General features: G+C 65.8%; 21 protein-coding genes and 1 tRNA gene. 11 read left to right on the top strand and 11 right to left on the bottom strand.

Going from position 1 to position 24,619, the window contains the following annotated elements:
- Positions 1-31 precede the first annotated feature (31 nt).
- The 6 genes from A1D30_RS01980 (at position 32) to A1D30_RS01965 (ending at position 7,941) form a co-directional block, all read left to right on the top strand.
- Positions 32-3,268: an error-prone DNA polymerase gene (locus tag A1D30_RS01980; protein WP_347336225.1), complete on the top strand. Its 3,237-nt coding sequence runs from the start codon at positions 32-34 to the stop codon at positions 3,266-3,268.
- Positions 3,269-3,472: 204 nt separating this feature from the next.
- Positions 3,473-3,943, top strand: coding sequence for a hypothetical protein (locus A1D30_RS24515; protein WP_199865909.1), 471 nt, complete (start codon positions 3,473-3,475; stop codon positions 3,941-3,943).
- Complete coding sequence (locus A1D30_RS25415) at positions 3,909-4,355, top strand: hypothetical protein (RefSeq protein ID WP_131798400.1); 447 nt, start codon at positions 3,909-3,911, stop codon at positions 4,353-4,355. The genes A1D30_RS24515 and A1D30_RS25415 overlap by 35 nt, the downstream gene beginning before the upstream one ends.
- A gap of 6 nt (positions 4,356-4,361) precedes the next feature.
- Positions 4,362-4,799, top strand: coding sequence for a calcium-binding protein (locus A1D30_RS24510; RefSeq protein ID WP_082836260.1), 438 nt, complete (start codon positions 4,362-4,364; stop codon positions 4,797-4,799).
- A gap of 57 nt (positions 4,800-4,856) precedes the next feature.
- Complete coding sequence (locus A1D30_RS01970; protein WP_063459117.1) at positions 4,857-5,774, top strand: pseudouridine synthase; 918 nt, start codon at positions 4,857-4,859, stop codon at positions 5,772-5,774.
- A 214-nt stretch (positions 5,775-5,988) separates the two neighbouring features.
- Positions 5,989-7,941 carry a Cache 3/Cache 2 fusion domain-containing protein gene (locus A1D30_RS01965; RefSeq protein WP_242421757.1) on the top strand — a complete coding sequence of 651 codons (1,953 nt, stop codon included), beginning with the start codon at positions 5,989-5,991 and terminating at the stop codon, positions 7,939-7,941.
- An 85-nt stretch (positions 7,942-8,026) separates the two neighbouring features.
- On the opposite strand, the gene A1D30_RS01960 is transcribed toward A1D30_RS01965, so the two are convergent.
- Positions 8,027-8,389, bottom strand: a complete 363-nt coding sequence (locus tag A1D30_RS01960) for a hypothetical protein (RefSeq protein ID WP_063459115.1) — start codon at positions 8,387-8,389, stop codon at positions 8,027-8,029.
- Between the two features lie 232 nt (positions 8,390-8,621).
- Between A1D30_RS01960 and A1D30_RS01955 the strand changes: the two genes are divergently transcribed.
- The 4 genes from A1D30_RS01955 (at position 8,622) to A1D30_RS01940 (ending at position 11,515) form a co-directional block, all read left to right on the top strand.
- Positions 8,622-8,695, top strand: a tRNA-Gly gene (locus tag A1D30_RS01955).
- Positions 8,696-8,987: 292 nt separating this feature from the next.
- Entirely contained in the window at positions 8,988-9,878 is an 891-nt protein-coding gene (locus tag A1D30_RS01950; protein WP_063459180.1) for a sulfurtransferase, read from the top strand.
- Positions 9,879-10,003: 125 nt separating this feature from the next.
- Positions 10,004-11,197 (top strand): YeeE/YedE family protein, encoded by a 1,194-nt coding sequence (locus tag A1D30_RS01945; protein WP_063459114.1) that lies wholly within the window; start codon positions 10,004-10,006, stop codon positions 11,195-11,197.
- Positions 11,198-11,260: 63 nt separating this feature from the next.
- Positions 11,261-11,515 carry a hypothetical protein gene (locus A1D30_RS01940; RefSeq protein ID WP_063459113.1) on the top strand — a complete coding sequence of 85 codons (255 nt, stop codon included), beginning with the start codon at positions 11,261-11,263 and terminating at the stop codon, positions 11,513-11,515.
- 147 nt (positions 11,516-11,662) lie between these two features.
- Here the strand turns inward: A1D30_RS01940 and A1D30_RS01935 are convergent, their stop codons facing one another.
- The 6 genes from A1D30_RS01935 to gabT all read right to left on the bottom strand — a co-directional run bounded on the left by A1D30_RS01935 (position 11,663) and on the right by gabT (position 19,055).
- Positions 11,663-13,159 (bottom strand): NAD-dependent succinate-semialdehyde dehydrogenase, encoded by a 1,497-nt coding sequence (locus tag A1D30_RS01935; protein WP_063459112.1) that lies wholly within the window; start codon positions 13,157-13,159, stop codon positions 11,663-11,665.
- A gap of 133 nt (positions 13,160-13,292) precedes the next feature.
- Complete coding sequence (locus A1D30_RS01930) at positions 13,293-14,111, bottom strand: ABC transporter permease (protein ID WP_063459111.1); 819 nt, start codon at positions 14,109-14,111, stop codon at positions 13,293-13,295.
- A 40-nt stretch (positions 14,112-14,151) separates the two neighbouring features.
- Positions 14,152-15,414 carry an ABC transporter permease gene (locus tag A1D30_RS01925; protein WP_063459110.1) on the bottom strand — a complete coding sequence of 421 codons (1,263 nt, stop codon included), beginning with the start codon at positions 15,412-15,414 and terminating at the stop codon, positions 14,152-14,154.
- Positions 15,415-15,473: 59 nt separating this feature from the next.
- Positions 15,474-16,508 carry an ABC transporter substrate-binding protein gene (locus A1D30_RS01920; RefSeq protein ID WP_063459109.1) on the bottom strand — a complete coding sequence of 345 codons (1,035 nt, stop codon included), beginning with the start codon at positions 16,506-16,508 and terminating at the stop codon, positions 15,474-15,476.
- 95 nt (positions 16,509-16,603) lie between these two features.
- A complete protein-coding gene (locus tag A1D30_RS01915) occupies positions 16,604-17,707 on the bottom strand; it encodes an ABC transporter ATP-binding protein (protein ID WP_063459108.1) in 1,104 nt (367 codons plus the stop codon).
- Positions 17,708-17,750: 43 nt separating this feature from the next.
- Positions 17,751-19,055, bottom strand: coding sequence for a 4-aminobutyrate--2-oxoglutarate transaminase (gene gabT, locus A1D30_RS01910; protein WP_063459179.1), 1,305 nt, complete (start codon positions 19,053-19,055; stop codon positions 17,751-17,753).
- A 190-nt stretch (positions 19,056-19,245) separates the two neighbouring features.
- On the opposite strand from gabT, the gene A1D30_RS01905 reads away from it, so the two are divergent.
- On the top strand, positions 19,246-20,664 hold the full coding sequence (locus tag A1D30_RS01905; RefSeq protein WP_063459107.1) for a PLP-dependent aminotransferase family protein: 1,419 nt from the start codon (positions 19,246-19,248) through the stop codon (positions 20,662-20,664).
- 123 nt (positions 20,665-20,787) lie between these two features.
- On the opposite strand, the gene A1D30_RS01900 is transcribed toward A1D30_RS01905, so the two are convergent.
- The 4 genes from A1D30_RS01900 to A1D30_RS01885 all read right to left on the bottom strand — a co-directional run bounded on the left by A1D30_RS01900 (position 20,788) and on the right by A1D30_RS01885 (position 24,559).
- Positions 20,788-21,462, bottom strand: a complete 675-nt coding sequence (locus tag A1D30_RS01900; protein ID WP_063459106.1) for a GntR family transcriptional regulator — start codon at positions 21,460-21,462, stop codon at positions 20,788-20,790.
- A 67-nt stretch (positions 21,463-21,529) separates the two neighbouring features.
- Positions 21,530-22,552: a TRAP transporter substrate-binding protein gene (locus tag A1D30_RS01895; RefSeq protein ID WP_063459105.1), complete on the bottom strand. Its 1,023-nt coding sequence runs from the start codon at positions 22,550-22,552 to the stop codon at positions 21,530-21,532.
- Between the two features lie 60 nt (positions 22,553-22,612).
- On the bottom strand, positions 22,613-23,878 hold the full coding sequence (locus A1D30_RS01890) for a TRAP transporter large permease (protein WP_063459104.1): 1,266 nt from the start codon (positions 23,876-23,878) through the stop codon (positions 22,613-22,615).
- 45 nt (positions 23,879-23,923) lie between these two features.
- A complete protein-coding gene (locus A1D30_RS01885; RefSeq protein ID WP_063459103.1) occupies positions 23,924-24,559 on the bottom strand; it encodes a TRAP transporter small permease in 636 nt (211 codons plus the stop codon).
- Positions 24,560-24,619: the final 60 nt, after the last annotated feature.

Here is a 24,619-nt window from a genome sequence, read left to right as displayed (position 1 = left end):
GGTGGGTGGCGCGCAGCGCCATAGGGAAAGAATGGAGATGACTGCATTCTTGCCGGGCTATGCCGAGCTGCACTGCCTGTCCAACTTCAGCTTTCAGCGCGGAGCATCGCATCCGCACGAGCTGGTCGAGCGTGCTGCCAAGCTGGGCTACCAGGCCCTGGCGCTGACCGACGAATGTTCGGTGGCTGGCGTGGTGCGCGCCTGGAAGGCCGCCCAGTCCACGGGCCTGCACTTCATCGTGGGCAGCGAGTTCCTGTGGGGCGACCTGCGGCTGGTGGCCCTGGCGCGGGACGCCGAGGGCTGGGGCAACCTGTGCGAGTTCATCTCGGCCGCGCGCCGCGCAGCGCCCAAGGGCCAGTACCACGTGGGCCCGGCCAGCCCCTGGCACCTGCTGCAGGGGTGCGAGCTGCTGCTGGCGCCTTGCCGTAAACGCTTTGATGCTACTGATTTAATAGCTATTGAGGCTTATCTGTTGCGCGCAAAGGCCTGTTTTGGCTCTGATTTTGACGGCCACATCTGGCTGGCGGCCGAGTTGCACCTGGCCCCCGACGACGGCCTGTGGCTCGCCACGCTGCAGCGTGTGGGCGCGCAGCTGGGCCTGCCGCTGGTGGCGGCGGGCGACGTGCACATGCATGCCCGTTCGCGCAAGCCGCTGCAGGATGTGATCACCGCCGTGCGCCTGGGCTGCAGCGTGGCCGAGTGCGGGTTTGCGCTGCAGCCCAATGCCGAGCGCCACCTGCGCCAGCGCGTGCGGCTGGCAGGCATCTACCCGCCCGACCTGCTGGCGGCTACGCTCACGGTGGCCGGGCGCTGCACTTTTCAGCTGGACGAGATCAAGTACCAGTACCCGCGAGAGACCGTGCCCGAAGGCATGACCCCCGCCCAGGCGCTGGCCTGGCTGGTGCAGACCGGCGTGGAAGGCGAGTACCCGCAGGGCGCTCCCCAGCGGGTGCTGGACCAGATCCGCAAAGAGCTGGAGCTGATCGCGCACTGCCAGTACGAGATGTACTTCCTCACCGTGCACGACATCGTGCGCTACGCCCGCAGCCAGAAGATCCTGTGCCAGGGGCGCGGCTCGGCAGCCAATTCGGTGGTCTGCTACATGCTGGGCATCACGGCCGTGCCGCCCGAAAACACCCACCTGCTGTTCGAACGCTTCATCAGCAAGGAGCGCAAGGAGCCGCCCGACATCGACGTGGACTTCGAGCACGACCGGCGCGAAGAGGTCATCCAGTACATCTACGACAAATACGGCCGCGACCGCGCCGCCATCGCCGCCGTCGTCACCAGCTACCGCACGCGCAGCGCCCTGCGCGACGTGGGCAAGGCCCTGGGCGTGGCGCCCGCGCTGGTCGATGCGTTTGCCAAGGACCACCACTGGTTTGACGAGACCTTCGCCGCCGACCGCCTGCAGGAGCTGGCGCAGGCCGTCGGCGCCGCGCTGCACCGGCACACCGCCACGCTGTGGCTGGAGCTGGCAGCCGACCTCCAGGGTTTTCCGCGCCACCTCAGCCAGCATGTGGGCGGCTTCGTGCTCACCCAGGGCAAGCTCACGCGGCTGGTGCCCGTCGAGCCCGCCAGCATGGACAACCGCTCCGTCATCCAGTGGGACAAGGACGACCTCGACGACATGGGCCTGCTCAAGGTCGATGTGCTGGCCCTGGGCATGCTCAGCGCACTGCGCCGCTGCCTGCAGCTGCGTGCCGCGCTGCGCGGTGAGCACTGGAGCCTCAAGAACATCCCGCACGAAGACCCTGCCACCTACGACATGATCTGCGCCGCCGACACCGTGGGCGTGTTCCAGATCGAAAGCCGCGCCCAGATGAGCATGCTGCCCCGCCTGCGCCCGCGCGAGTTTTATGACCTGGTGGTCGAAGTCGCCATCGTGCGGCCCGGCCCCATCCAGGGCGGCATGGTGCACCCGTACCTCAAGGCGCGCGAGCGCAGGCGGCAGGGTTTGCCGCTGGAGCTGGAAAAGCCCGAGCTGGAAGAAGCCCTCGAACGCACGCTGGGCGTGCCCATCTTCCAGGAGCAGGTGATGCAGATCGCCATGATCGCCGCCGGGTTCACGCCCGGCATGGCCGACGACCTGCGCCGGTCCATGGCCGCCTGGAAGCGCAAGGGCGGCGTGCACCGGTTCGAAGAACCCCTCAAGCAAGGCATGGAGGCCAACGGCTACCCGGCCGAATTTGCCGACCGCATCTTCCAGCAGATGCTGGGCTTTGGCGAATACGGCTTTCCCGAAAGCCACGCCCACAGCTTTGCCTTGCTGGCCTACGCCAGCAGCTGGCTCAAGTGCCACGAGCCCGCGTGTTTTCTGGCCGCGCTGCTCAACTCGCTGCCCATGGGCTTCTACACCGCCTCGCAACTGGTGCAAGACGCACGCCGCCACGGCGTGCGCGTGCTGCCCATTGACGTGAGCCACAGCGACCACGACTGCACGCTGGAAGGCCCCGCCGAACACCTGCTGCCTGCCAAGGGCCTGCCCCGGCCACAGCAGCCGCAGCCCGCTGTGCGCCTGGGCCTGTGCTTGGTCGGCAGCCTGGGCAAAGGCGCGGCAGACCGCCTGGTGCTGGCCCGCGCCACATCGCCATTCAGCACCACCGAAGACCTGGCCCTGCGCGCCCAACTGAGCCAGCAGGATGTGCAGGCCCTGGCCGCCGCCGACGCACTGGCCAGCCTCTCAGGCCACCGGCGCCAGCAGATGTGGGACGCCGCCGCCCAGCACAGCGCCCCGGCCCTGCTGCGCGATGTGCCCGTGCTCGAAGCACCGCTGGCGCTGCCAGCCGCCCCCGAGGGCGAAGAAATCCTGTTCGACTACGCCGCCACCGGCCTCACCCTGCGCCGCCACCCACTGGCCCTGCTGCGCCCGCGCCTGGCCCGCTGGCGCCTGCAGACAGCGCTTCAGCTGGTGGCCACCCCCCACGGCCGCCAGGTGCGCGCCTGCGGCATCGTCACCGTGCGCCAGCGCCCCGGCACCGCCAAGGGCACCATGTTCGTCACCCTCGAAGACGAAACCGGCCCCGTCAACGTCATCGTCTGGCCCGCCATGGTGGACCGCTGGCGCAACGCCCTGCTCAGATCCCAGCTGCTGGCCGTGGAAGGCCTGTGGCAGTGCAGCGTGCCCGAGGGCAGCAGCGCGCATTCCMCCCCTTCAGGCCAGGCACCCGCCGTAGTGCGCCACCTGGTCGCCCAGCGCTTCAAGGACCTGACCCCGCTGCTCGGCCGCATGGCCCAGGCGCTGCAGGGCAGCCGGGATTTTCATTGAGCCAGCGGGGTGAGAACGGCGCACCACGGTTGGCAGAGACAGGTGCGTGACAGGACAACCGGGGAGCTGATGCTGACGGCACTCAGTGACGCACATTGTTGCAATCACCGGAAATCGCTCGCACTACGATGGATGACAAACAATCAACACCGGGCCAACACGAGCAATACTGGGCCCGTAGCAATGGCCCCAGGCCGCATCATCGTGAGCGACCGCACCAAAGTCATCCAGCCCCTGGAGCGCAGCTTGGTCCAGCGCATCCTCGTCAAGCATGGAAATCGCATGAAAACCAGCCGAACCTTTTTCTCTAAAGTCATCCTTGCTGCTTCCACATGCATCACTTTGCTGGCTTCAGCCAGCGAGCAAATAGCGCCGCCCGGTGGCATTCCTTGCGAAGCTGATTGGATCAACCGAAGTCGGTTTGACTCGGTGGCCACACTCGGATTTCTGAAGTATCTGGAAAGACAGGCAGAACAAACGGGCGATGCTGGCTTGCAACTGCGACTAGGTTTGATACGCAAGACCCGCGACGGCCTGTGGACGGCACCTTTGGACGGCAGCTATAACATCCAGTGGCTAGAAAAGGCCCAAGCTCAGGGCCGCAAGTCCGCCACCTGGCAGTTGGCAGTTGGCCAACATCATGCACCCCAACGGGCACTATCGTGTCACGCATGAAGCCTATTTGCGTGCCGCGATGGCAGCGGCAGAGGAAGAGGGCAACCCTTGGGCGGCTACCCATTTGATGGAACTGACCAATGGACGCTACGGCCAGAGTACCAAACCGTCAATTTGCATTGACGAATGGATGCCTGACGGCAAATGCGCCCCCGAAGAACTCCTGCCAATTTCTTCGGCCCGCAAGTGGGCCGAGATTGCAGCTGAAGGTGGCAATGCGCAAGCTCAAGTGTGGCTTTGTATAGCGGCCGCAAACGGCAAACCCGAACGCGGACAACCCAAGGACGAAGCCGATGCGCGCAAGTGGTGCCAGATCGCCATGCGCAATGCCTGTGCGTCGATTCCTGGCAGCAACTGGGTCAAGCAGCCATGGCGGCGGTCTTCAAATCATTTTTTTTCGCCAATGCAATAAGGAGAATTGAGCATAGAAAAGCACCTGACAGCAATCAGTCCAATTACGGGACAGACATACACATTCGGTAAAAACGAGATCGCCGATGCCGTCACTCGCCTTAGTGCGGAGCGCGCCGTCACCCCCAGCACTTCCAACGTCAGTGACTTGTTGCAGTGGGGCTCGAATGTTCGGCATGACCAGATCTGGTTGCGAAAAGCGGGCAATAACCTGGAAGTGAGCGTTATTGGGACAAGCGACAAAGCAATTGTCAAAGACTGGTACGTCGGCTCAAGTCGTCGTGTGGAGCAGATCTGGGCCAATGGCAAAGTGCTCACCGATGCCAAGGTGCAGTCACTGGTTGACGCGATGGCCGCGTTCTCTCCGCCGTCGGCCGGGCAGACCACTTTGCCTGCTGGCTACCAAACAGCACTCAACCCGGTGATTGCCGCAAACTGGCAGTAGTGCATGGCGCCTTGTTATTGAGGCGATGAGCGCGGGGCACCCTAAAATCCCCGCGCCATGCACAACCCCCACCATCCCCACGTCCTGCCCGTGCGCGACGGCGTCAGCCCCAGCTGCGTGGTGTTGCCCACACACGGGCAGGGCAGCATGCTGGACTTTCTGGCCCAGCGGCTGCCGGTGGTGGCCCGCGATGAATGGCGCCAGCGCATGCTGGCAGGCGACGTGGTGGACGAGCGCGGTCAGCCGGTGGTGCCCGAGCGGCCGTTTGAGGGCGGGCTGCGCCTGTACTACTACCGCAGCCTGCCTGCAGAGCCCGTGTTGCCCTTCAACGAGGTGGTGCTGTACCAGGACGAGCACCTGGTGGTGGCCGACAAGCCGCATTTCATGCCCGTGACGCCCTCGGGCCGGTATCTGCACAACACGCTGCTGGTGCGGCTCAAGCGCCAGCTGGGCCTGCCCGAGCTGTCGCCGCTGCACCGCATTGACCGCGATACGGCCGGGCTGGTGATGTTGTCGGTGCAGCAGTGCACGCGCGGTGCCTACCAGGCCTTGTTCCGCGACCGGCAAATCACCAAGCACTACGACGCGATCGCGCCCTGGCGTGCGGATATGGCCTTTCCTCGCGAGCATGTCAGCCGCCTGGAGGAAAGCCCGCAGTTCTTTCGCATGCAGGAGGTGCCCGGCGAGCCCAACAGCCATACCCACATGCAGGTGCTGGATGTGGCGGGCGGCTGGGCGCGCTACCGTTTGTCGCCCATCACCGGCAAGCGGCACCAGCTGCGCGTGCACATGGCGGCCCTGGGCCTGCCGCTGCGCAATGACCCGTTCTACCCGGTCGTCAACGACCCGCCCGAGGGCGATTACTCGCGGCCCCTGCAACTGCTGGCGCGGTCGCTGGCGTTTGTGGACCCGGTCACGGGGGCGCAGCGGGTGTTCGAAAGCCGACAGTCGCTCAACCTGCCCACGGGCGGGTAGTGGGCGCTTCACGCACGATGGGGCCGGTGGAGTGCAGGCGTGCCTGCAGGCCATTGCCGTTCAATGCAAGGGTTTTCCCTTGGTTTGGGCGGGCCATTGGTGGTTGCGCTGTTTGGCGTTCGGCCGCAGATCGGGTACTTTGTTGTCGTATATGCATGCCTTTGCATAAATTACAGAAAAGCACCAGATGATTTCGTCAAACACCCGCCATTCCGTGGCGTTCAAACTCGCGGCAACCGCCTTGTTCAGCCTGCTGGTGGTCCTGCTGGCCACCATGGGCATCGTCAGCGGCCTGCTCTGGAAAGACTTTGGCCGCCTCTCGCGGGACGATGCCACGCAGTACGCGGCCCAGGTGCGCACGCTGGTGCAGACCTTTGACGAAACCGCGCAGGAGCAGGCCAAGCGGGACTTCTCTCTGTTCAAGGCGAATTTCCCCGGCCAGTTCTCTGTGGCCGAGGCGCCGGGCGCCGACGGCAAACCCGAGGCTGTGCTGTCGTTCCAGGGGGCGGCCGTCAATGGCGATTTTGAAGTGGTGGACCGCTTTTCAAAGGACAGCATGGGCGCGGTGGCGACCATTTTTGCGCGCACGGGGGAGGACTTCATCCGCGTGACCACATCGCTCAAGAAGCAGGATGGCGAGCGCGCCTACAAGACCCTGCTGGACCGCAAGCACCCGGCCTATGCCCTGATGAACGAGGGCAAGACCTACATCGGTCGCGCCAGCCTGTTTGGCCGCGAGTACATGACGGTGTACGAGCCCATTCGCGAGGGCAACCGCACCATCGGCATTCTGTTCATCGGTTCCGACATGGGCGCCATCCTGGGCAAGCTTGATACGGTGATGGCGGGGCAGAAACTGTTTGCCACCGGGGCGGTTTATGCGGTCAACCTCTCGGCGGGCCCTGCACGGGGCAACATTTTTGGCCTGCCGGGCGCGGGCAAGTCCCTCAAGGTGGACGAAAAGGACGAGCAGGCCAAGGCCTGGATGGCGGCGCTGGCGGCGGTGGGGCAGGCGGGGGATCTGGAGTCGGACTGGTCCCCACGCCGCAGCGGCGAAGGTGACCGCGCCACGCGCTACCTGGCGGTGGAGCATTACAAGCCCTGGAACTGGGCCATTGTGGCCGAGGCGCCCCTGACCGAAATGATGGACGAGGCCCGCAACGTGTTGACCTGGCTGTGGCTGGGGGTGGTGGTGGCCCTGGCCCTGCTGACGGTGGTGCTGGTGATGGCCACCCGCCGCCTGGTGGGCGCGCCGGTGCAGCAGCTGAGCACCGCGCTGGCCTACCTGGCGCAGGGCGATCTCACGCATGCGGTGTCGGTGCGGTCCCGCGACGAAATTGGCACGCTGGCCCAGGCGATGGAGGGTTTCCGCGCCCGCCTGGTGGAAAGCCTGGGCACCGTGCGCACGAGTGCCGACAGCGTCTCGGCCGCCAGCACAGAAATCGCCCAGGGCAACCAGGATCTCTCGGGCCGCACCGAGAGCCAGGCGAGCGCGCTGGAGCAGACTGCGGCGAGCATGGAGCAACTGGGCGCCACCATCCGCCACAACGCCGACAGTGCCAGCCAGGCCAATCAGCTCGCAGTGGGCGCCAGCCGCGTGGCGCAGCAGGGCGGGGAGGTGGTGTCCAAGGTGGTGAGCACCATGCAGAACATCAACAGCAGCAGCCAGAAGATTGCCGACATCATCGGCGTGATCGACGGCATTGCGTTCCAGACCAACATCCTCGCGCTGAACGCTGCCGTGGAGGCCGCCCGTGCGGGCGAACAAGGCCGTGGTTTTGCGGTGGTGGCGGCAGAAGTGCGCAACCTGGCCCAGCGCACGGCTGCTGAGGCCAAGGCCATCAAGGAGTTGATTGGCGCAAGCAGCGCGATGGTGCAGCAGGGTTCGGTGCTGGCCGATCAGGCAGGCACCACCATGCAGGAGGTGGTCCGCTCAATCCAGCGCGTGGCAGAGATGGTTTCAGAGATCAGCGCCGCAAGCAACGAACAGACCGCAGGCGTGGGCCAGGTCGGCGAGGCCGTCACACAGCTCGATCAGACCACGCAGCAGAACGCCGCCCTGGTGGAAGAAATGGCCGCCGCCGCCAGCAGCTTGCGTACGCAGGCGCAGCAGATGGTGGAGGTGATTGCGCGGTTCAACCTGGGCGGCGGCGAGGGGCGGCACTGACCCCTGCGGCGGCTACAGGATCGTTGTCACCGGCTCCGGTATTGAGCGTCTGTTGTTCTCACTCAAGCACCGGATGGGAAACCGATCACCGAAATGGGATGGGTTTGGCGGGCGTCGGCGCCGCTTGTGGCAGCCGCGAGTTGAAAAAGGTGGCCAGTCCCCGTTGAACGTCGGGGTGCAGGCGCCACGCTGTCCAGCCAAGCCCCAGGCTTCGCAGGTACACGGTGACGTAGGCTTCTTCCAAGGGGTATTCGATGGCGAGCGTGGGGTTGTCTTGCCGCATCACAGGCACCCCGTCGCCGTTGCTGTCTTTGGGGGCTGTTGTGACTTCGGGCGTCATCTGCGAGCGCAACGTGGCCAGTTCTCGGATCAGACTTTCGATCTCGGGGGCCGTCAGGGTCTTGTTGATTGCCAGGGTGGCCTGTGTGCGGTCGTCGCTCAGTTGCATGGAGCTTTTCCTTCTTTCGCTGGGAGTGGTGAACCCTTTATTGTGCTGCTTTCGGCAGAGCGTTTGCCAACGGTGCCAAAACTCCCCAGCAGAACCATTGCCTGGGGGGCAGTCGGGAAGCGCGTTGGCGTGGCTACAATAGCGCCACGTTGAAACCCTGAAATGGCGAACGCCATGGAGCGGTTTCAATCGCCAGACTGAAATCCCGTTGTCCATCAACGGGTTACAGAAGGCGGGTGTAGTTCAATGGTAGAACGGCAGCTTCCCAAGCTTCATACGAGGGTTCGATTCCCTTCACCCGCTCCAGCCCTTGTTGGCTGAGCTAAATCCCCCTCCGCTTCCACTGTCAGCACTGCGTGTGCCGCGCAGATTGCCCGCTCTCGCTTGGCGCATTCCTGCAAGCGCCCGTTCCGCATATTCATAGTCGTTTTGCTTGCTTGGGCCGGGGCCCGGTCTCTTCTAAATTCTGTGCATCGGGTGCCGCAAGCCCCGGCATTTCAGCAACACGGAAAGGAAGACGATGCTCAGCGCACCACAAACAACCACTTTTGCGCACACCGTGCGCGCACGGCTCCGTGCCTCGGCGTTGGGCGGTGCCATGCTGGTCTGCAGCGCGGTCTGGGCCGCCACCCCCATCCCCGCTGGCCCCCTGGTCACCACCGAATGGCTGGCGCAGAACCTGGACAACCAGCAGGTGCGCATCGTCGAGGTGAGCGTGAACCCGGGCCTGTACGAGCGGGGCCATGTGCCCGGCGCCGTCAACTTTTCGTGGCACCAGGATCTGAACGACCGGGTGCGGCGCGACATCGTGGGCAAGGAGGCGTTTGAGGCGCTGTTGTCCAAGGCAGGCGTATCGCAAGACACCACGGTGGTGCTTTACGGCGACACCAACAACTGGTTTGCCGCCTGGGGCGCGTGGGTGTTTGACATCTATGGCGTCAAGAACGTGAAGCTGCTCGATGGCGGCCGCAAGAAGTGGGAGGCCGAGAACCAGCCGCTGAACAACCGCGTGCCAGAGTTTGCCGCCACCAACTACAAGGTGACCAAGGTGAACACCGACCTGCGCGCCCGCCTGTCCGACGCCCTGGCGGCGGCCGAGGGCAAGAGCAACGCGAAGCTGGTGGATATCCGCTCGGCCGACGAATACTCCGGCAAGATTTTTGCGCCTGCCGGGGTGCCCGAGCTGAGCATCCGTGCAGGCCACATCCCCGGTGCGGCCAACGTGCCCTGGGGCCAGGCGGTGAAGGAAGACGGCACCTTCAAGTCGGCCGAAGACCTGAAGAAGCTCTATGCCAGCGCCGGCGTGGATGGCAGCAAGCCCATCATCACCTACTGCCGCATTGGCGAGCGCTCCAGCCACACCTGGTTTGCGCTGTCCAAGATCCTGGGCTACAGCGTGAAGAACTACGACGGTTCGTGGACGGAATATGGCAACGCGGTGGGCGTGCCCATCACCAACCCGGCGGGCACCATCTGGGCCGCCAAGTGATGGGGTTTGCTGACAGAACCTTTTGGGAAGAAGGTGCAATGCAAAACAAAGAGAGTTTCTGATTTTTGGTAGGGGGTCTCTTTTACAGCCCGCTTCGTGCGGGCTTTTTTATGCCTGGGGAGTTCATGGCGTTCAAGGTCAATTTTTCTCATGCAGGCGCCCTGGCGCTGGTGGTGGCGCTGGGTGTTGCTGCCCATGCAGTGCAGGCGCTGCCTGGCGGGCGCACGCTGGTGTTTGCGCTGGCCACGGGAGCGGTGCTGGGGCTGGTGCTGCAGCGCACGCGCTTCTGTTTTTATTGCCACGCGCGCGACTGGTTTGAAGATGGCAACCCGCGCGGGCTGCTGGCCATCGTGCTGGCGCTGGCTGTGGGTGTGGTGGGCTATACCGTGGTGCTGGGCAGCTGGTTGCCCGTGCCCCAGCCTGGCAAGCTGCCACCCGACATGCACATTGGCCCGGTGAGCTGGGTGCTGGTGGCGGCGGGGCTGTCGTTTGGCGCGGGCATGGTGGTGTCGGGCTCGTGCATCAGCGCGCACTGGTACCGGCTGGCCGAGGGCTCGCCGGTGTCGCCATTTGCGCTGATGGGTTCGGCGCTGGGCTTCATCCTGGGCTTCATCACCTGGAACCCCTTGTACAGCCTGAGCGTGGCCGATGCCCCCGTGGTGTGGCTGCCCGCGCACCTGGGGTATGGCGGGGCGTTGTTGGTGCAGCTGGGTGGGCTGGCCTTGGTGGCGGCCTGGTTGTGGCGCGGCTTTGCACGCGAGGCGGCTGCCGGGTCTGCGCCCGGGAGCGTGCCCAGCTTGTATGCCGTGTGGCGCAACCTGTGGGCTGGGCGCTGGCCCTACTGGGTGGGCGGCCTGGCCGTGGGGTTGATTGGCGCGTTTGCGATTGTGCGCATGCGGCCGCTGGGCGTGACGGCCACGCTGGGCAGTGCGGCACGCCAGTGGGCGCAGGGAGAGGGGTGGATTCCCGATCGGCTCGATGGGCTGGATGGTTTTGCAGGCTGCGCCACCGCGCCGCAGTCCACCTGGTTCACCCCCAATGCCTTGCTGCTGGCCGGGCTGGTGGTGGGCGCTTTTGTTGCGGCCCTGGCCAGCCGCCAATTTGCGCCGCGCTGGCCCACCTGGCGCGATGCCGTGCGAGGCCTGTCGGGTGGTGTGCTGCTGGGCTGGGGCGCGATGACGGGGCTGGGCTGCACCATCGGCACGCTGCTGTCGGGTGGCATGGCGGGGGCGCTGTCGGGCTGGGTGTTTGGGGCGGCCGTATTTGCGGCCGTGTGGGCGGGGCTGCGGCTCAAGCGGGTATGGCCTACCGTGCTCTGACGAGGGCCGTGAAGGGCCGTCCGATAAACTGCGGCCCGCATGGATTCCCGCACAGGCACCCGCATGAACACGATGACCCCGATGGCCCGGCGCTGGCTGGTGGTAATGGCCGCAGGCCTGTGCGGCTGCGCCTATTCACCGCCCGCGCCGTTCATCGTTGTGGGCAACGACAAGGTGGTGTCCATCAACTGGGAAAACTCCACGCTGGGCCCGGACGGCGCCCAGCAGGCGGCCGACAAACACTGTGCGCGGTATGGCCTGCAGGCAGAGCTGGCTGTGCAGGTCAGCCGGTTTGAAGTGGCCTACCGCTGCGTGTAGGTGCGCGGCGGTGTGGGGTGACCAAAAGTTTGAGATTTTTTGCCCTCTCCGCGCACCCCATCTACGTAAGTAGCTATAAAAATAATAGCTATTGCGCTGTGGGCGGTGCGCGGTGAGCAGGGCGGAGAAGGGAAGGAAAGCGAAGGGCTACTTGCCGCTCTGGATGTCCCCCAGGCACAGGTACTTGATCTCCACGTAGTCGTCCATGCCGTGGTGCGAACCCTCGCGGCCCAGGCCGGACTGTTTGACGCCGCCAAACGGCACATGCTCGGTGGCCAGAATGCCCACGTTGGCGCCGACCATGCCGTATTCCAGCGCCTCGGTCACGCGGAAGATGCGGCCCACGTCGCGGCTGTAGAAGTAGCTGGCCAGGCCGAACTCGGTGTTGTTGGCCGCGTCGATGGCCTCCTGCTCGGTCTTGAACTTGAAGACCGGGGCGAAGGGGCCAAAGGTTTCCTCGCGGGCGCAGAGCATGTCGGCCGTGGCGTTGGCGACCACCGTGGGTTCGAAGAACTGGCCTGAGCCCAGGGCGGTGAGGCGCTGGCCGCCGGCCACCACCTGGCCGCCCTTGGCCAGCGCGTCGTCCACATGGCGCTGCACCTTGGTCAGTGCCGCTTCCTCGATCAGCGGGCCCTGGTTCACCCCAGCCTCAAAGCCGTTGCCCACCTTGGCCGTCTTGACCTTGGCCGCAAACTTGGCCACGAACTCGTCGTACACGCCTTCCTGCACATAAAAGCGGTTGGTGCACACACAGGTCTGGCCCGCGTTGCGGTATTTGCTGGCAAAGGCGCCTTCCACGGCGCTGTCGATGTCGGCGTCGTCGAACACGATGAAGGGCGCGTTGCCACCCAGCTCCAGGGACATCTTCTTGACCGTGGGGGCCGACTGCGCCATCAGGATGCGGCCCACTTCGGTGCTGCCGGTAAAGCTGATGTGGCGAACCACGTCGCTGGCGCACAGCACCTTGCCGATGGCAATGGAGTTGTCGCTGTCGGCGGGCAGGATGTTGAACACACCGGCCGGGATGCCTGCGCGGATCGCCAGCTCGGCGGCGGCCAGGGCGGTGAGCGGCGTCAGCTCGGCGGGTTTGATGACCACGGGGCAGCCTGCGGCCAGTGCGGGCGCGACCTTGCGCGTGATCATGGCCAGCGGGAAGTTCCATGGGGTGATGGCCGCGCACACGCCGATGGGCTGCTTGAGCACCATCAGGCGGCGGTTGTTGTCGAACTGGGGCAGGGTCTCGCCGTTGATGCGCTTGGCCTCTTCGGCAAACCACTCCACAAAACTCGCGCCGTAGGCCACTTCGCCCTTGGCCTCGGCCAGGGGCTTGCCCTGCTCGGCCGTCATGATGCGGCCCAGGTCGTCCTGGTTCGCCATCAGCAGGTCGAACCATTTGCGCAGGATGATGCTGCGCTCCTTGGCGGTCTTGGTTTTCCAGGGGCCCCAGGCGGCGTTGGCGGCGGCAATCGCGGCTTCGGCATCCGCTGGGCCCAGGTTGGCCACGTCAGCCAGCTTGAGGCCCGTGGCCGGGTCGTTCACGTCAAAGCGGCTGCTGCCCACCACCCACTGGCCGTTGATGAGGCCGTCGGTCTTGAGCAGGGTGGGGTCGTTCAGCAGGGCGAGGGGGGAGGTCTTCATGTCCATGGGATGGTCCTTGAGAATGGGGGCTAAACGTGGGCAGATCGAAGTTCACGCATGAAGCGGCAGCGGGCATTGTCGGCCGCCTGGGCGACGGCCGCATGTCGCCGATGTGAACTCCCGGGCGGCCAGGGGCATATCAGGCCCTGCTGCCGCGCAGCCACTCCAGCGCCAGCAGCAGGCTGGTGGTGAAGAGGATCAGCAGCGTGGCCACGGCGGCAATGGTGGGCGAGATGTTTTCGCGGATGCCGTTGAACATCTGGCGCGGCAGGGTGAACTGGTCGGCCCCGGCCAGGAACAGCGTGACGACGACTTCATCGAACGAGGTGGCAAACGCAAACAGCGCGCCCGAGATCACGCCCGGTGCAATCACCGGCAGCGTGATGCGGAAGAAGGTGTTCAGCGGCGTCTCGCCCAGGCTGAGCGATGCGCGCACCAGGTTGTGGTTGAAGCCTGCCAGCGTGGCCAGCACGGTGGTCAGCACAAACGGGGCGCCCAGCGCGGCATGCACGACGATGAGGCCGAAGTAGCTGTCGGCCAGGCCCAGCGGCGCAAAGTACAGGTAGGTGGCCACACCCACCACGATGATGGGCACCACCATGGGCGCGATCAGGATGCCCATGAGCAGCCCTTTGAAACGGAAGTCGGCCCGCGACAGGCCCACCGCCGCGAGGGTGCCCAGCACCGTGGCAACGAGCGTGGCTGCAGGCGCCACGATGAAGCTGTTGCGCGTGGCGCGCGCCCATTCGGGCGATTCGAACAGGTGCTGGTACCACTTGAGCGACCAGCCGTGGATGGGGTAGGCGAGGAACGAACTCTCGGAAAACGACAGCGGCACCATGACGAGGATGGGCGCCAGCAAGAAGGCGAGCACGGCCACACACAGCGCGCGCACGGCCCACCAGCCGAGCTTGTCGGCCAGCGTGGCATAGAGGGGGAAGGAGGGAAGGCGAAACATGGTCAGCGGCTTTCTGCGTCAGAAGATGAGTCACCCAGGGTCAGCCCAGGCTCAGTTCGGCCTTGCCAAAGCGCCTGTACACGCCATACAGCACCAGCGTGGCGGCCAGCAGCAGGGCGCCCAGCGCACAGGCCATGCCCCAGTTCACTTCCACATTGGTGTAGCGGGCGATGTAGTAGCTGAGCATCTGGTCGTCGGCCCCGCCCAGCAGCGCGGGGGTGACGTAGTAGCCGATGGCCAGGATGAACACCAGCAGCACCCCTGCGCCAATGCCCGGGTAGGTCTGCGGCACATACACGCGAAAGAACGCCGCCATCGGCGAACTGCCCAGCGACACCGCCGCGCGCAGGTAGGTGGGCGGCACGCTTTTCATCACGCTGTACAGCGGCAGGATCATGAAGGGCAGCAGGATGTGCACCATCGCAATCACCACGCCCGTGCGGTTGAACAGCAGCGCCAGCGGCTGCTCGATGAGGCCCAGGCCCATCAGGCCCCGGTTGACCAGGCCTTCGGATTGCAGCAGCACGATCCATGCGGCCACGCGCACCAGGATGGAGGTCCAGAACGGCACCAGCACCAGAATCATCAACACATTGGCCGGGCGCGCGGGCAGCGACGCCAGCCACCAGGCCAGCGGGTAGCCCAGCAGCAGGCACACCAGCGTGACCACCAGGCTGATGTGGAAGGTGCGCAGCAGGATGCCGCCAAACGCGCGCTGCTCCTCGGGCATGCGTTCGATATGGCCCAGTGCGTCGCGCTGCAGGTCTACGGAGGCGAGCAGGTAGTCGGGCGTCCAGCGGGCGCCGTTTTTGGCAATGGCCTGCCACAGCGGGGCCTCGGCCCAGCGCGGGTCCTTGTCCACCAGCTGCGCGCGGATGGCTTCCGGTGTGCCTTCCAGCGGCAGCGCGCGGTAGGCGCCCATGACCATCGAGCGCGCACCGGGCACTTCGGTGTTGAGCCGCCGCGCCAGCGCCCCGGCGTCGGAGCTCTCGGGCAGGCGGGCCAGGTCTTGCGCCAGTGCGGCGTAGGCCGTGGCAGCGGGTGCGTCCTTGCGGTCCCAGCCGCCGAGCGCACGCATGGTGGTGGGCAGGGCGTTGGCGACTTCGGGGTTTTCCACTGCGCGCTGCAGCAGCGCGGCAATGGGCACCAGCAGCGTGAGCAGCAGGAACACCAGCAGGGGCAAGGTCAGCGCAAAGGCGCGCCATTTGCGGCGCGATTCGGCGCGCGCCAGGGCCTGGCGCAGCGCACCGGGGGGGCTGCCGGTGGGGGCATTGGCGATGGGATGGGCCAGGGTGGCTTGCATGCGGGTGTCCTGCTCTCAGCGTTTCACAAGGGCATATTCACAAGTGCATTCGAGGGCGCTTACTGCGTGGCCCAGGCGGCAAAGCGCTTTTCCAGCGCCTCGCCCTGGTCGGCCCAGAAGCCCACGCTGAACTGCAGCGCCTCCTTGGCGTTGGTGGCCGAGGTGGGTAGGTCGTCCAGCACCTTCTTGTCCAGCGATGCCAGGGCCTTGGTGTTGGCCGGGCCGTAGGCGATGTTCTGCGCGTAGGCCGCCTGTTGGGGCGCCTGCATGGTGAAGGCGATGAACTTCACGGCTGCATCCTTGTTGGGCGTGCCCTTGGGGATGGCCCAGTAGTCCAGGTCATAGATGCCGCCGGGCCAGTAGATCTTGAGGTTGCGGCCTTCGCGGTTGGCCGCGTCGATGCGGCCGTTGAACACCGTGGTCAGCGCCACATCGCCTGCGACCAGGAACTGGGGCGCCTGGGCACCGGCCTCCCACCACTGGATGCTGGGCTTGAGTTCGGAGAGTTTCTTGAACGCGCGGTCGGCGCCGTCCTTGGTGGCCAGCACCTTGTACACGTCCGCAGGCTTCACGCCATCGGCCAGCAGCGCAAATTCGAGGTTGTAGCGCGCGCCCTTGCGCATGCCGCGCTTGCCGGGGATCTTCTTGGTGTCCCAGAAATCGGCCCAGCTCGTGGGCGGGGTCTTGAGCTTGTCGCCGTTGTAGGCCATGACAGTGGACCACACGAAGATGCCTACGGCGCATTCGTGTACGGCGGCGGGCAGCAGGTCGGACTTGGGCACGATCTTGCTGTAGTCCAGCTTTTCGTACAGGCCCTCATCGCAGCCGCGTGCGGCGTCGGGCGATTCGACCTCGACCACGTCCCAGGTCACCTTCTTGGTCTCGACCATGGCTTTCACCTTGGCCTGCTCGCCGTTGTATTCCACGGCCACGATCTTGGTGCCCTGCTTTTCGTAGGGCTCGTAGAACGCCTTCTTTTGAGCATTGGCATTGGCGCCGCCAAAGTTCACGACGGTGAGCTGCTGCTGTGCAAAGCTGGGCAGGGCGACCAGGCAGGCGGCCAGGGAGGCGCAGGCGATGAGGCTCTTTTTCATGGTGCAGATTTCCTTGGGTAGTGGAGGAACAGGAACGGGAACGGGAATAGGAGGGGAAGCAGGGAAAGTGATGGGAGCGGGGCTGGGCAACGCCCTCACACGGCGTAGATGCGCGTGGCGCTGGGCGGGAACTCCAGCAGCACCGGGTCGCCCGGCTGCGGGTGGCTGGCGCCCGCGCCTGAAGGGGACAGGGCCCGCTTGACCGTGGCCTGCTCCTGGCCATGGCCCAGGTCGCAGATCAGGCGCAGGTGGTCGCCGTAGTAAATGGTGCGCGCCACGGTGGCGGGGATGGCGTTGGGCCGGGGGTATTCGGACTGCGGCAGCAGCACCACACGCTCGGGCCGCACGCAGGCCTGCACCCGTGCGCCCACGGGAGCCTGGTTCACGTTGACGCCGGGCAGCAGGAAGCCGCCGGGCATCTGGATGGCGGCGTCAGCCCCTGCGCCCTGCAGCGTGCCCGAGAGCACGGTGCTGTCGCCCACAAAACCCGCCACAAAGCGGTTGCTGGGCGTTTCATACAGGCTTTCCACATCGGCCAGTTGCTGGATCACGCCTTCGTTGAACACGGCCACGCGGTCGCTCATGGTCAGGGCCTCGCCCTGGTCGTGCGTCACGTAGACAAAGGTCACGCCCAGCTGGCGGTGCAGCTCTTTCAGCTCGATCTGCATGTGCTCGCGCAGCTGCTTGTCGAGCGCACCCAGGGGCTCGTCCATCAGCACCAGCTGCGGGTTGAACACCAGTGCACGCGCCAGGGCCACGCGCTGCTGCTGGCCGCCCGATAGGCGTGCGGGCAGCCGGTCGGCCATGCCGGTCAGGCGCACCATGTCCAGCGCCTTCTTCACGCGCTCGGCCTGCTCGGCCTTGGGCACCTTGCGTACCGTCAGCGGGTAGGCCACGTTCTCGCCCACCGTGAGGTGCGGGAACAGCGCGTAGTTCTGGAACACCATGCCGAAGTTGCGCTTGTGCGGCGGCGTGCGCGTGATCTGCTTGCCGTCCAGCAGGATGTCGCCCGCCGTGGGTGACTCGAACCCGGCCAGCATCATCAGCGTGGTGGTCTTGCCCGAGCCCGACGGGCCCAGCAGGCTCAAAAATTCGCCGCGCTGGATGTCCAGGTCCAGCGCGCGCACCACCAGCTGCTCGCCGTCGTAGGTCTTTTGCACGCCGGTAAAGCGCACCAGGGGTTCGGCAGGCGGGTTCATGGCGGGTGGTGCCTGGTAGGTGGAGTGAAGGGCCGGGCGCATGTCAGTTCGCGGCCGTGGCCACGGCCTCCAGGCTGTCGGCCAGGATGGCCAGGCCCTCGTGCAGCAACTCGTCCGAGGCGGTCAGTGGCACCAGGATGCGGATCACGTTGCCGTGCGTGCCACACGACAGCAGGATCAGCCCACGCCGCGCGGCCTCGGCCACCACCTGTTTGGTCAGGGCGGCGTCGGGGCGGCTCAGGTCGCCGTTCTCGAAGAGTTCGATCGCCACCATGGCGCCCAGGCCGCGCACGTCGCCAATCGCCGGAATGCGGGCGGCCAGGTCCTTGAGGCTGCGCACCAGCAGCGCACCCATGTCCTGGCTGCGGGCCAGCAGCTTCTCTTGCGCAAAGGCCTCGATCACGGCCAGCGAGGCGGCGCAGGCCACGGGGCTGCCTGCGTAGGTGCCACCCAGGCCACCGGGGGCGGGCGCATCCATCACATCGGCCCGGCCCACCACGCCTGCCAGCGGGAAGCCGCCTGCCAGCGACTTGGCCGTGGTGATCAGGTCGGGCGCCACGGGCCACTGCTCGCTGGCAAACCAGGTGCCGGTGCGGCCTGCACCGGTCTGCACCTCGTCGGCAATCAGCAGGATGCCGTAGCGGTCGGCCAGCGTCTTCAGGCCGCTGATGAATTCGGGGGGCGCCACATAGAAGCCGCCTTCGCCCTGCACGGGCTCGACGATGAAGGCCGCCACGCGCTCGGGCTCAATGTCGTTCTTGAAGATCAGCTCCACCGAATGCAGTGCCTGCTCCACGCTCACACCGTGCAGCGCGTTGGGGAAGAGGGCGTGGTAGGTCTCGCCCGGGAAGGGGCCAAACCCGATCTTGTAAGGTGCGACCTTGCCCGTGAGGCCCAGCGTGAGGTTCGTGCGGCCGTGGTAGCCGCCGGTGAAGGCGATCACGCCGGGGCGCTTGGTGTAGGCGCGGGCAATCTTGATGGCGTTTTCCACCGCCTCGGCGCCGGTGGTCAGCAGCAGGCTCTTTTTGGCAAACGCGCCGGGGGCCAGTGTGTTCAGGCGCTCGCACACTTCCACGTAGGGCTCGTACGCCACCACCTGAAAGCAGGTGTGGGTGTACAGGTCCAGCTGCGCCTTCACGGCGGCGATCACGCCCGCATGGAGGTGGCCGGTGTTGAGCACGGCGATGCCCCCCGCAAAGTCGATGAAGCGGCGGCCCTCCACGTCCCACAGCTCGGCGTTGCGGGCCTTCTGGATGAAGAGGTCATGGGCCTGGCCCACGCCCCGGGCCACGGCGGCGTGGCGGCGGGTGAGGAGGGCGGCGTTGGTGAAGTGGCGGTCTTGCTGCATGGTGGTGGGCGTGGTGGTTGACGAGGAAATGAAGGAATGGGGCGGATTCTGGAAGTCGCGCCACACACCGTCCATGTACAGAGCAGCGCTGTTTGGCGCGCACTGTGCAGGTCTAAAATCCTGTACAGGCAATCCCTGATTTGGTGTGCGCCAAGCCGGTGCACAATTCGCCTCCTTTTTCTCCCTCCTGATGCTCACTCTCAGCCCGGACCTGCAGACACCGCTGGTCAGCCAGATCGTTGATGGGCTGCGGGGCCTGATCGTTGGGCAGGTGCTCAAACCCGGCAGCAAGCTCCCGTCCATCCGCGCTTTTGCCGCTGCGCACGGCGTGAGCGTGTTCACTGTTGTGGAGGCCTACGACCGCCTGGTGGCGCAGGGCTGGCTGGTGTCGCGCGCCAATGCGGGCTTTTTTGTGAAGCGGCGGGGCGACGAAGGCGTGGCGCCCGGGGCTGGTGCGCCAGCACGGCCGGTGCCCCGTTTTGATGCGCGCTGGTACCTCAAACAAATTTTTGAAAACCGCAACCTGCCCATGAAACCGGGCTGCGGCTGGCTGCCGCACGACTGGCTGTTTGGCGATGCGGTCAAGCGCAGCATGCGCCAGCTGTCGTCCGACGGGCCTGAGCTGGACGGCTATGGCCTGCCGCACGGCCACATGGCCCTGCGCATGGTGGTGGCCGAGTCGCTGGCCGAGCACCACCTGGCGGTGGATGCCGAGCAGGTGCTGCTGACCCAGGGCTCCAGCCAGGCGCTGGACCTGGTGGCGCGCCGCCTGGTCAAGCCCGGCGACGTGGTGCTGGTGGACGACCCCGGCTACCCCAACCTGCACTTCATGCTGCGCTTTGCGGGCGCGCAGGTGGTGGGTGTACCGCGCACCGCCACGGGCTACGACCTGCCCGCGCTGGAGGCCCTGCTGGCCGCGCACCGGCCCACGGTGTTCTTCACCCAGCCGCGTCTGCAAAGCCCCACCTGCTCGATGGCGTCGGTCGCGCACCTGCACCGCCTGCTGCAACTGGCCGAGCAACATGGTTTTGTGCTGGTGGAGAACGACATCTACGCCGACATGGATTCGACTGTGCGCCCCTCGCTCGCCAGCCTGGACCAGCTGAGCCGCGTGGTCTACATCGGCAGTTTTTCAAAAACCATCTCGCCCAACCTGCGCACGGGCTTTGTGGCAGCGCGGCGCGACCTGCTGGATGAGCTGGTGCAGCTCAAGATGATCTCGGGCCTGACGTCCTCCGAGATCACCGAGCGCATCACCTTTGGTGTGGTGACTGATGGCCGCTGGCGCAAGCACCTCAAATCATTGCGCGAGCGCCTGGCCGAGGCGCACCGCGCGGTGGGCAGGCGGCTGCTGAACCTGGGGTTTGAGCTGTTTCACGAGCCCGAGGCGGGCATGTACCTGTGGGCGCGCCACCCTGATCTGCCCGACAGCGCCGAGCTGTCGAAAGAAGCCACGGGCGCGGGCATCATGCTCGGCCCCGGCCAGCTGTTTCTGGTGGAGCCGCGCCCCACGGGCTGGCTGCGCTTCAACGTGTCGTTCAGCCAGGACGAGCGGCTGTGGCGCTTTCTGGAGCAGCGCATCCTGCTGGGGCAGCAGGTGGCGGAGTGATGGGCGATTTTTTTGAAGGTTTTCAGGCCGTTACCGCGCTCTGGGTATGCCTTTGTTGCTATAAATAATATAGCAATCAGGCCGCGCGGCGCGAACGCCCGGCGGCCCGGCTGCCTGGGCGCCTCAGCGGTCAATGATGCGCCGCGCGAACCGCTCCAGGTACTCCATCAACTGCTCGGCCCCGGCCATGGCCTGGGCTTCGTCGCCGCTGGCAATGCCCTGGGCCAGCTGCAGGTGGGCGCGGGCGCCTTCCGACACCTCGCCCTCGTGCTGGTAGGCATACCAGAAGCGGCGGCACTGCACGATGAGCGGCTGCACACATTTGACGGCCGAGTGGTTCTGGCTGGCCTGGTGCACCACCACGTCCAGTGCGTGGTCGGCCTGCATGTAGTCGTCCAGGTGGCCGCGTGCGGCGGCTTCCACCATCTTCTCGGCGCACTGCACGATGGCCTGTCGCTGCGGCGCTGTGGCGCGGCGCGCGGCACACGACGCGATCAGGCGCTCCAGCACACGGCGGGTCTGGATCACGTCCAGGTGGTCGGCCAGATCGATGTGCGACACCAGCAGCCCGCGCCGGGGCTGCTGCGCAATCAGCCCAATGGAGACCATGCGCAGAAGCGCCTCGCGCACGGGGGTGCGACCGAGGCCCGTGCTTTCCACAATCTCGGCCTCCACCACGGGCGAGCCGGGTTGCAGCTGCAGGGTGGAGATCATGGCCTCAATGGCGTCATAGGCCACGTCGGCCGCGCGCCGTTTGGGCGCGGGGTCTCGCTGGGGGGAAGCACTGCGGGTGGTCATGGGGGGCTGGGTTGGGGCTGGGGTGGGGTCGCGGACCGCATCTTAGTGGTTCGCGACTCCCTCAACTTCAGCCGAGGCTGGCGCCCGCCTTGCGCAGCTCGGCAATCTGCGGTGCCTTGGGCAGCCACAGCTTGTCGAACTCCTGGATCGTGCTGTCGGGGTTGAAGGCGGCTGCTGTCTTGAACGCGATGGACGTGCCCTTGAACTTCTCGATCAGCCCGGCCTCGGTGGTCACGATGTCGTTGATCTGCGCGTCGAGCGACTGCGCCACCAGCTTGCGGATGATGTCCTTGTCCTTGGCGTCCAGCCCTTGCCAGATGCGGCCCGACACCAGGGGGGCAAACGGCATGAACAGCGCATTCATCTGCAGCAGCGTCTTGGCGACCTTGTCGAAGCGCTGGTTCCACGAGAACTCGATGTCGGCCTCCAGTCCATCCACCTGGCCGTTGCTCATCGCATCGAACACCTGCGGCGTGGGGATGGGTGTGGGCGCGGCGCCCAGCATTTGATAAAAGTCGCGGTACACGGGCGTGGGGTTGATGCGCAGCTTCATGCCCTTGATGTCGGTGGGCAGGTTGATGTCCTTGGTGGAGAACACGGCGCGCATGCCAGTGATGCCCCAGCCCAGGCCGATGGTGCCGGTCTCGCGCGGCAGTACTTCCAGCAGCTTGGTGGCGGCGGGGTGTTTGACCAGCTTGGCCACGGCGGGCGTGGAGCGCACCAGGTAGGGCGCATTGATGGCCGCGATGCTCGACACGCGCGAGCCCAGCTCGGCCGCCTGGATCCAGCCCATGTCGAGCGCGCCGGACTGCAGCTGCTGCATCATCGCCGCCTCGTTGCCCAGCTGGCCCGAGTGGAAGACGGTGACGCTCAGACGGCCATCGGTTTCCTTCTTCAGCGTCTCGCCAAACTGCAGCGCGGCGCGGTTCCACGAATGGCCTGCGGGCGTGATCAGGCCCAGGCGAAACTCCTTGGCATCTGCCGCACGCACCAGGGCTGGAAAACCCAGCCCTGTGACGGCGGCTGCGGCCACGGCGTGGCGCTGGATGAAGTGGCGGCGGGAGACTGGGCGGGCAGGCTGGGTCGTCATGGTGAACTCCGTGTGAAAGAACGTTGGGAGGGGGACGGATCTGTTGAACGGCATGCCCTGCTACTTGAGCAAACCGAGCGACAGGCTGGGGAACAGCGACAACATCACCAGCGCCACGCAGCTGATGATGAAAAACGGCAAGGTGACGATGAACATCTTTCCGGGCTTGGCCCCGGTGACGGCCGATGCGACAAAGAAGCTCAGGCCCACGGGTGGGGTCATCAGCCCCAGCACCAGGTTGACGACGATCACCACGCCAAAGTGGCGCGGGTCGATGTGATAGACCTCGGTGGCAATCGGCAGCAGGATGGGCGCGGTCATGATGAGACCCGGGATGCCGTCGATCACAGTGCCGATGACCAGCAGGATGACGTTGGTGAGCAGCAGGAAGGTGACCGGGTCATGCGCCACCGTCTGCACCCACGCGGCCACCATTTGCGGCACCTTGCCGTAGATCAGCAGCCAAGAGAACACCGCAGCCGCCGCCACCAGAAACAGCACGATGGCCGAGTAGATGGCCGAGCGCAGCAGGATGGCGGGCATGGCACTGAAGCGGAACTCCTTGGTCACATACCGGCCCACCAGCGCCGAGGCCAGTGCGCCCACCGCAGCCGATTCGGTGGGGTTGGCCAGGCCGCTCAGGATGGAGCCGACGATGATGATGGGGATCAGCAGCGTGGGGCTGGCCTGCACCACGGTGCGCGCGCGCTGGGCCAGCGTGCGCTTTTCGCTGCGCGGGTAGTTGTAGACAAAACCCATGAGTGCGATCACCACAAAGAACAGCAGCGTGAGCAGCACGCCGGGCAGGATGCCTGCAATCAGCATGTCGCCCACGGCCACCTGGGCCAGCACGCTGTAGACCACAAACATCACCGAGGGCGGGATGATGGGCCCCAGCATGCCGCCATACACCGTGAGGCCCGCCGCAAAGGTCTTGTCGTAGCCCTGTTTCTCCATCTCGGGCACCATGACCTGCGACATGATGGCCACCTGTGCGGTGGCCGAGCCAATGATGGACGACACCAGCATGTTGGCCAGGATGTTGACGTAGGCCAGCCCGCCTTTGACCGAGCCGATGAAGGCCATCGACAGGTCCACCAGCCGCCGCGTGATGCCGCCGCTGTTCATGATCTCGCCGATCAGGATGAACAGCGGAATGGCGATGAGGCCATAGCTGTCTACCCCGCCGAACATCTGCATGGGGAAGGACTGGAACAGCACCGGGCTGCCGATGCTGAGGATGTACACCGCGCCCGACAGGCACAGGCACACGCCGATGGGCACACCCACCATCAAGGCGGCGAGGAAGAACAGGGTGGTGATCATGGTCGGGCTCGGGTGGGGTGGATGTGCGGAGGGGCGCGGGGGCGTTCAGTTCACGGCGTCGGCGTTGACCACGTCAAAGCCCGCGTGCTGCACGCGCTCTGCGGCACCCATGTCTTCGAGCAGGTTGGCCAGCGCATGCACGCTGAAGGTGGCCGAGAAAATCGGCAGGATCAGCTGCAGCACCCAGGTGGGCCAGTTCAGCGTCTGGGTGCGCTCGGTGTAGAGGAAGTTGAAGCTCTCGGCCGCAAACTCCTTGGCATCAAAGCCGTAGCGCGCAATGCCGATGGGGTCCATCCACACCCAGCACATCACCAGCATGGCCAGGCCAAACAGCAGCACGCCCAAGGTGGCCACCACCTTGAACGCCTGGGCACCCCGCGCGCCGAGGTGGTCGGTCAGCATGGTCACAGCAAAGTCCATGCGCAGCCGCGTCATGACCGAGGCGCCCACAAAGGTCAGCCACACCACGGTGTAGACCGCCGCCTCGTCCACCCAGTAGATGGGCATGCCGGTGTAGCGCGTGACCACGTTGAGCAGGATGAGCAGCACCAGCAAGGTCATCAGGCCGGTGAGCACCTGCCGCTCGGTGCGCAGGATGTGTGAGGACAGCGCCAGCACCCAGCGAACAGGGGCACGCGGCGTGGCAGCGGGTGGTGGGGCGGGGCTGTGGGGTGAAGGCATGGTGCGGTGCGCGGGGTGGAGGGGGTTGGGCAGGCGGCTTGGTAATGCTGGATTTTTAAT

Source organism: Acidovorax sp. GW101-3H11 (assembly GCF_001633105.1).
Taxonomy (GTDB): Bacteria; Pseudomonadota; Gammaproteobacteria; order Burkholderiales; family Burkholderiaceae_C; genus Acidovorax.
This window is presented reverse-complemented; position numbering and strand designations above follow the sequence as displayed.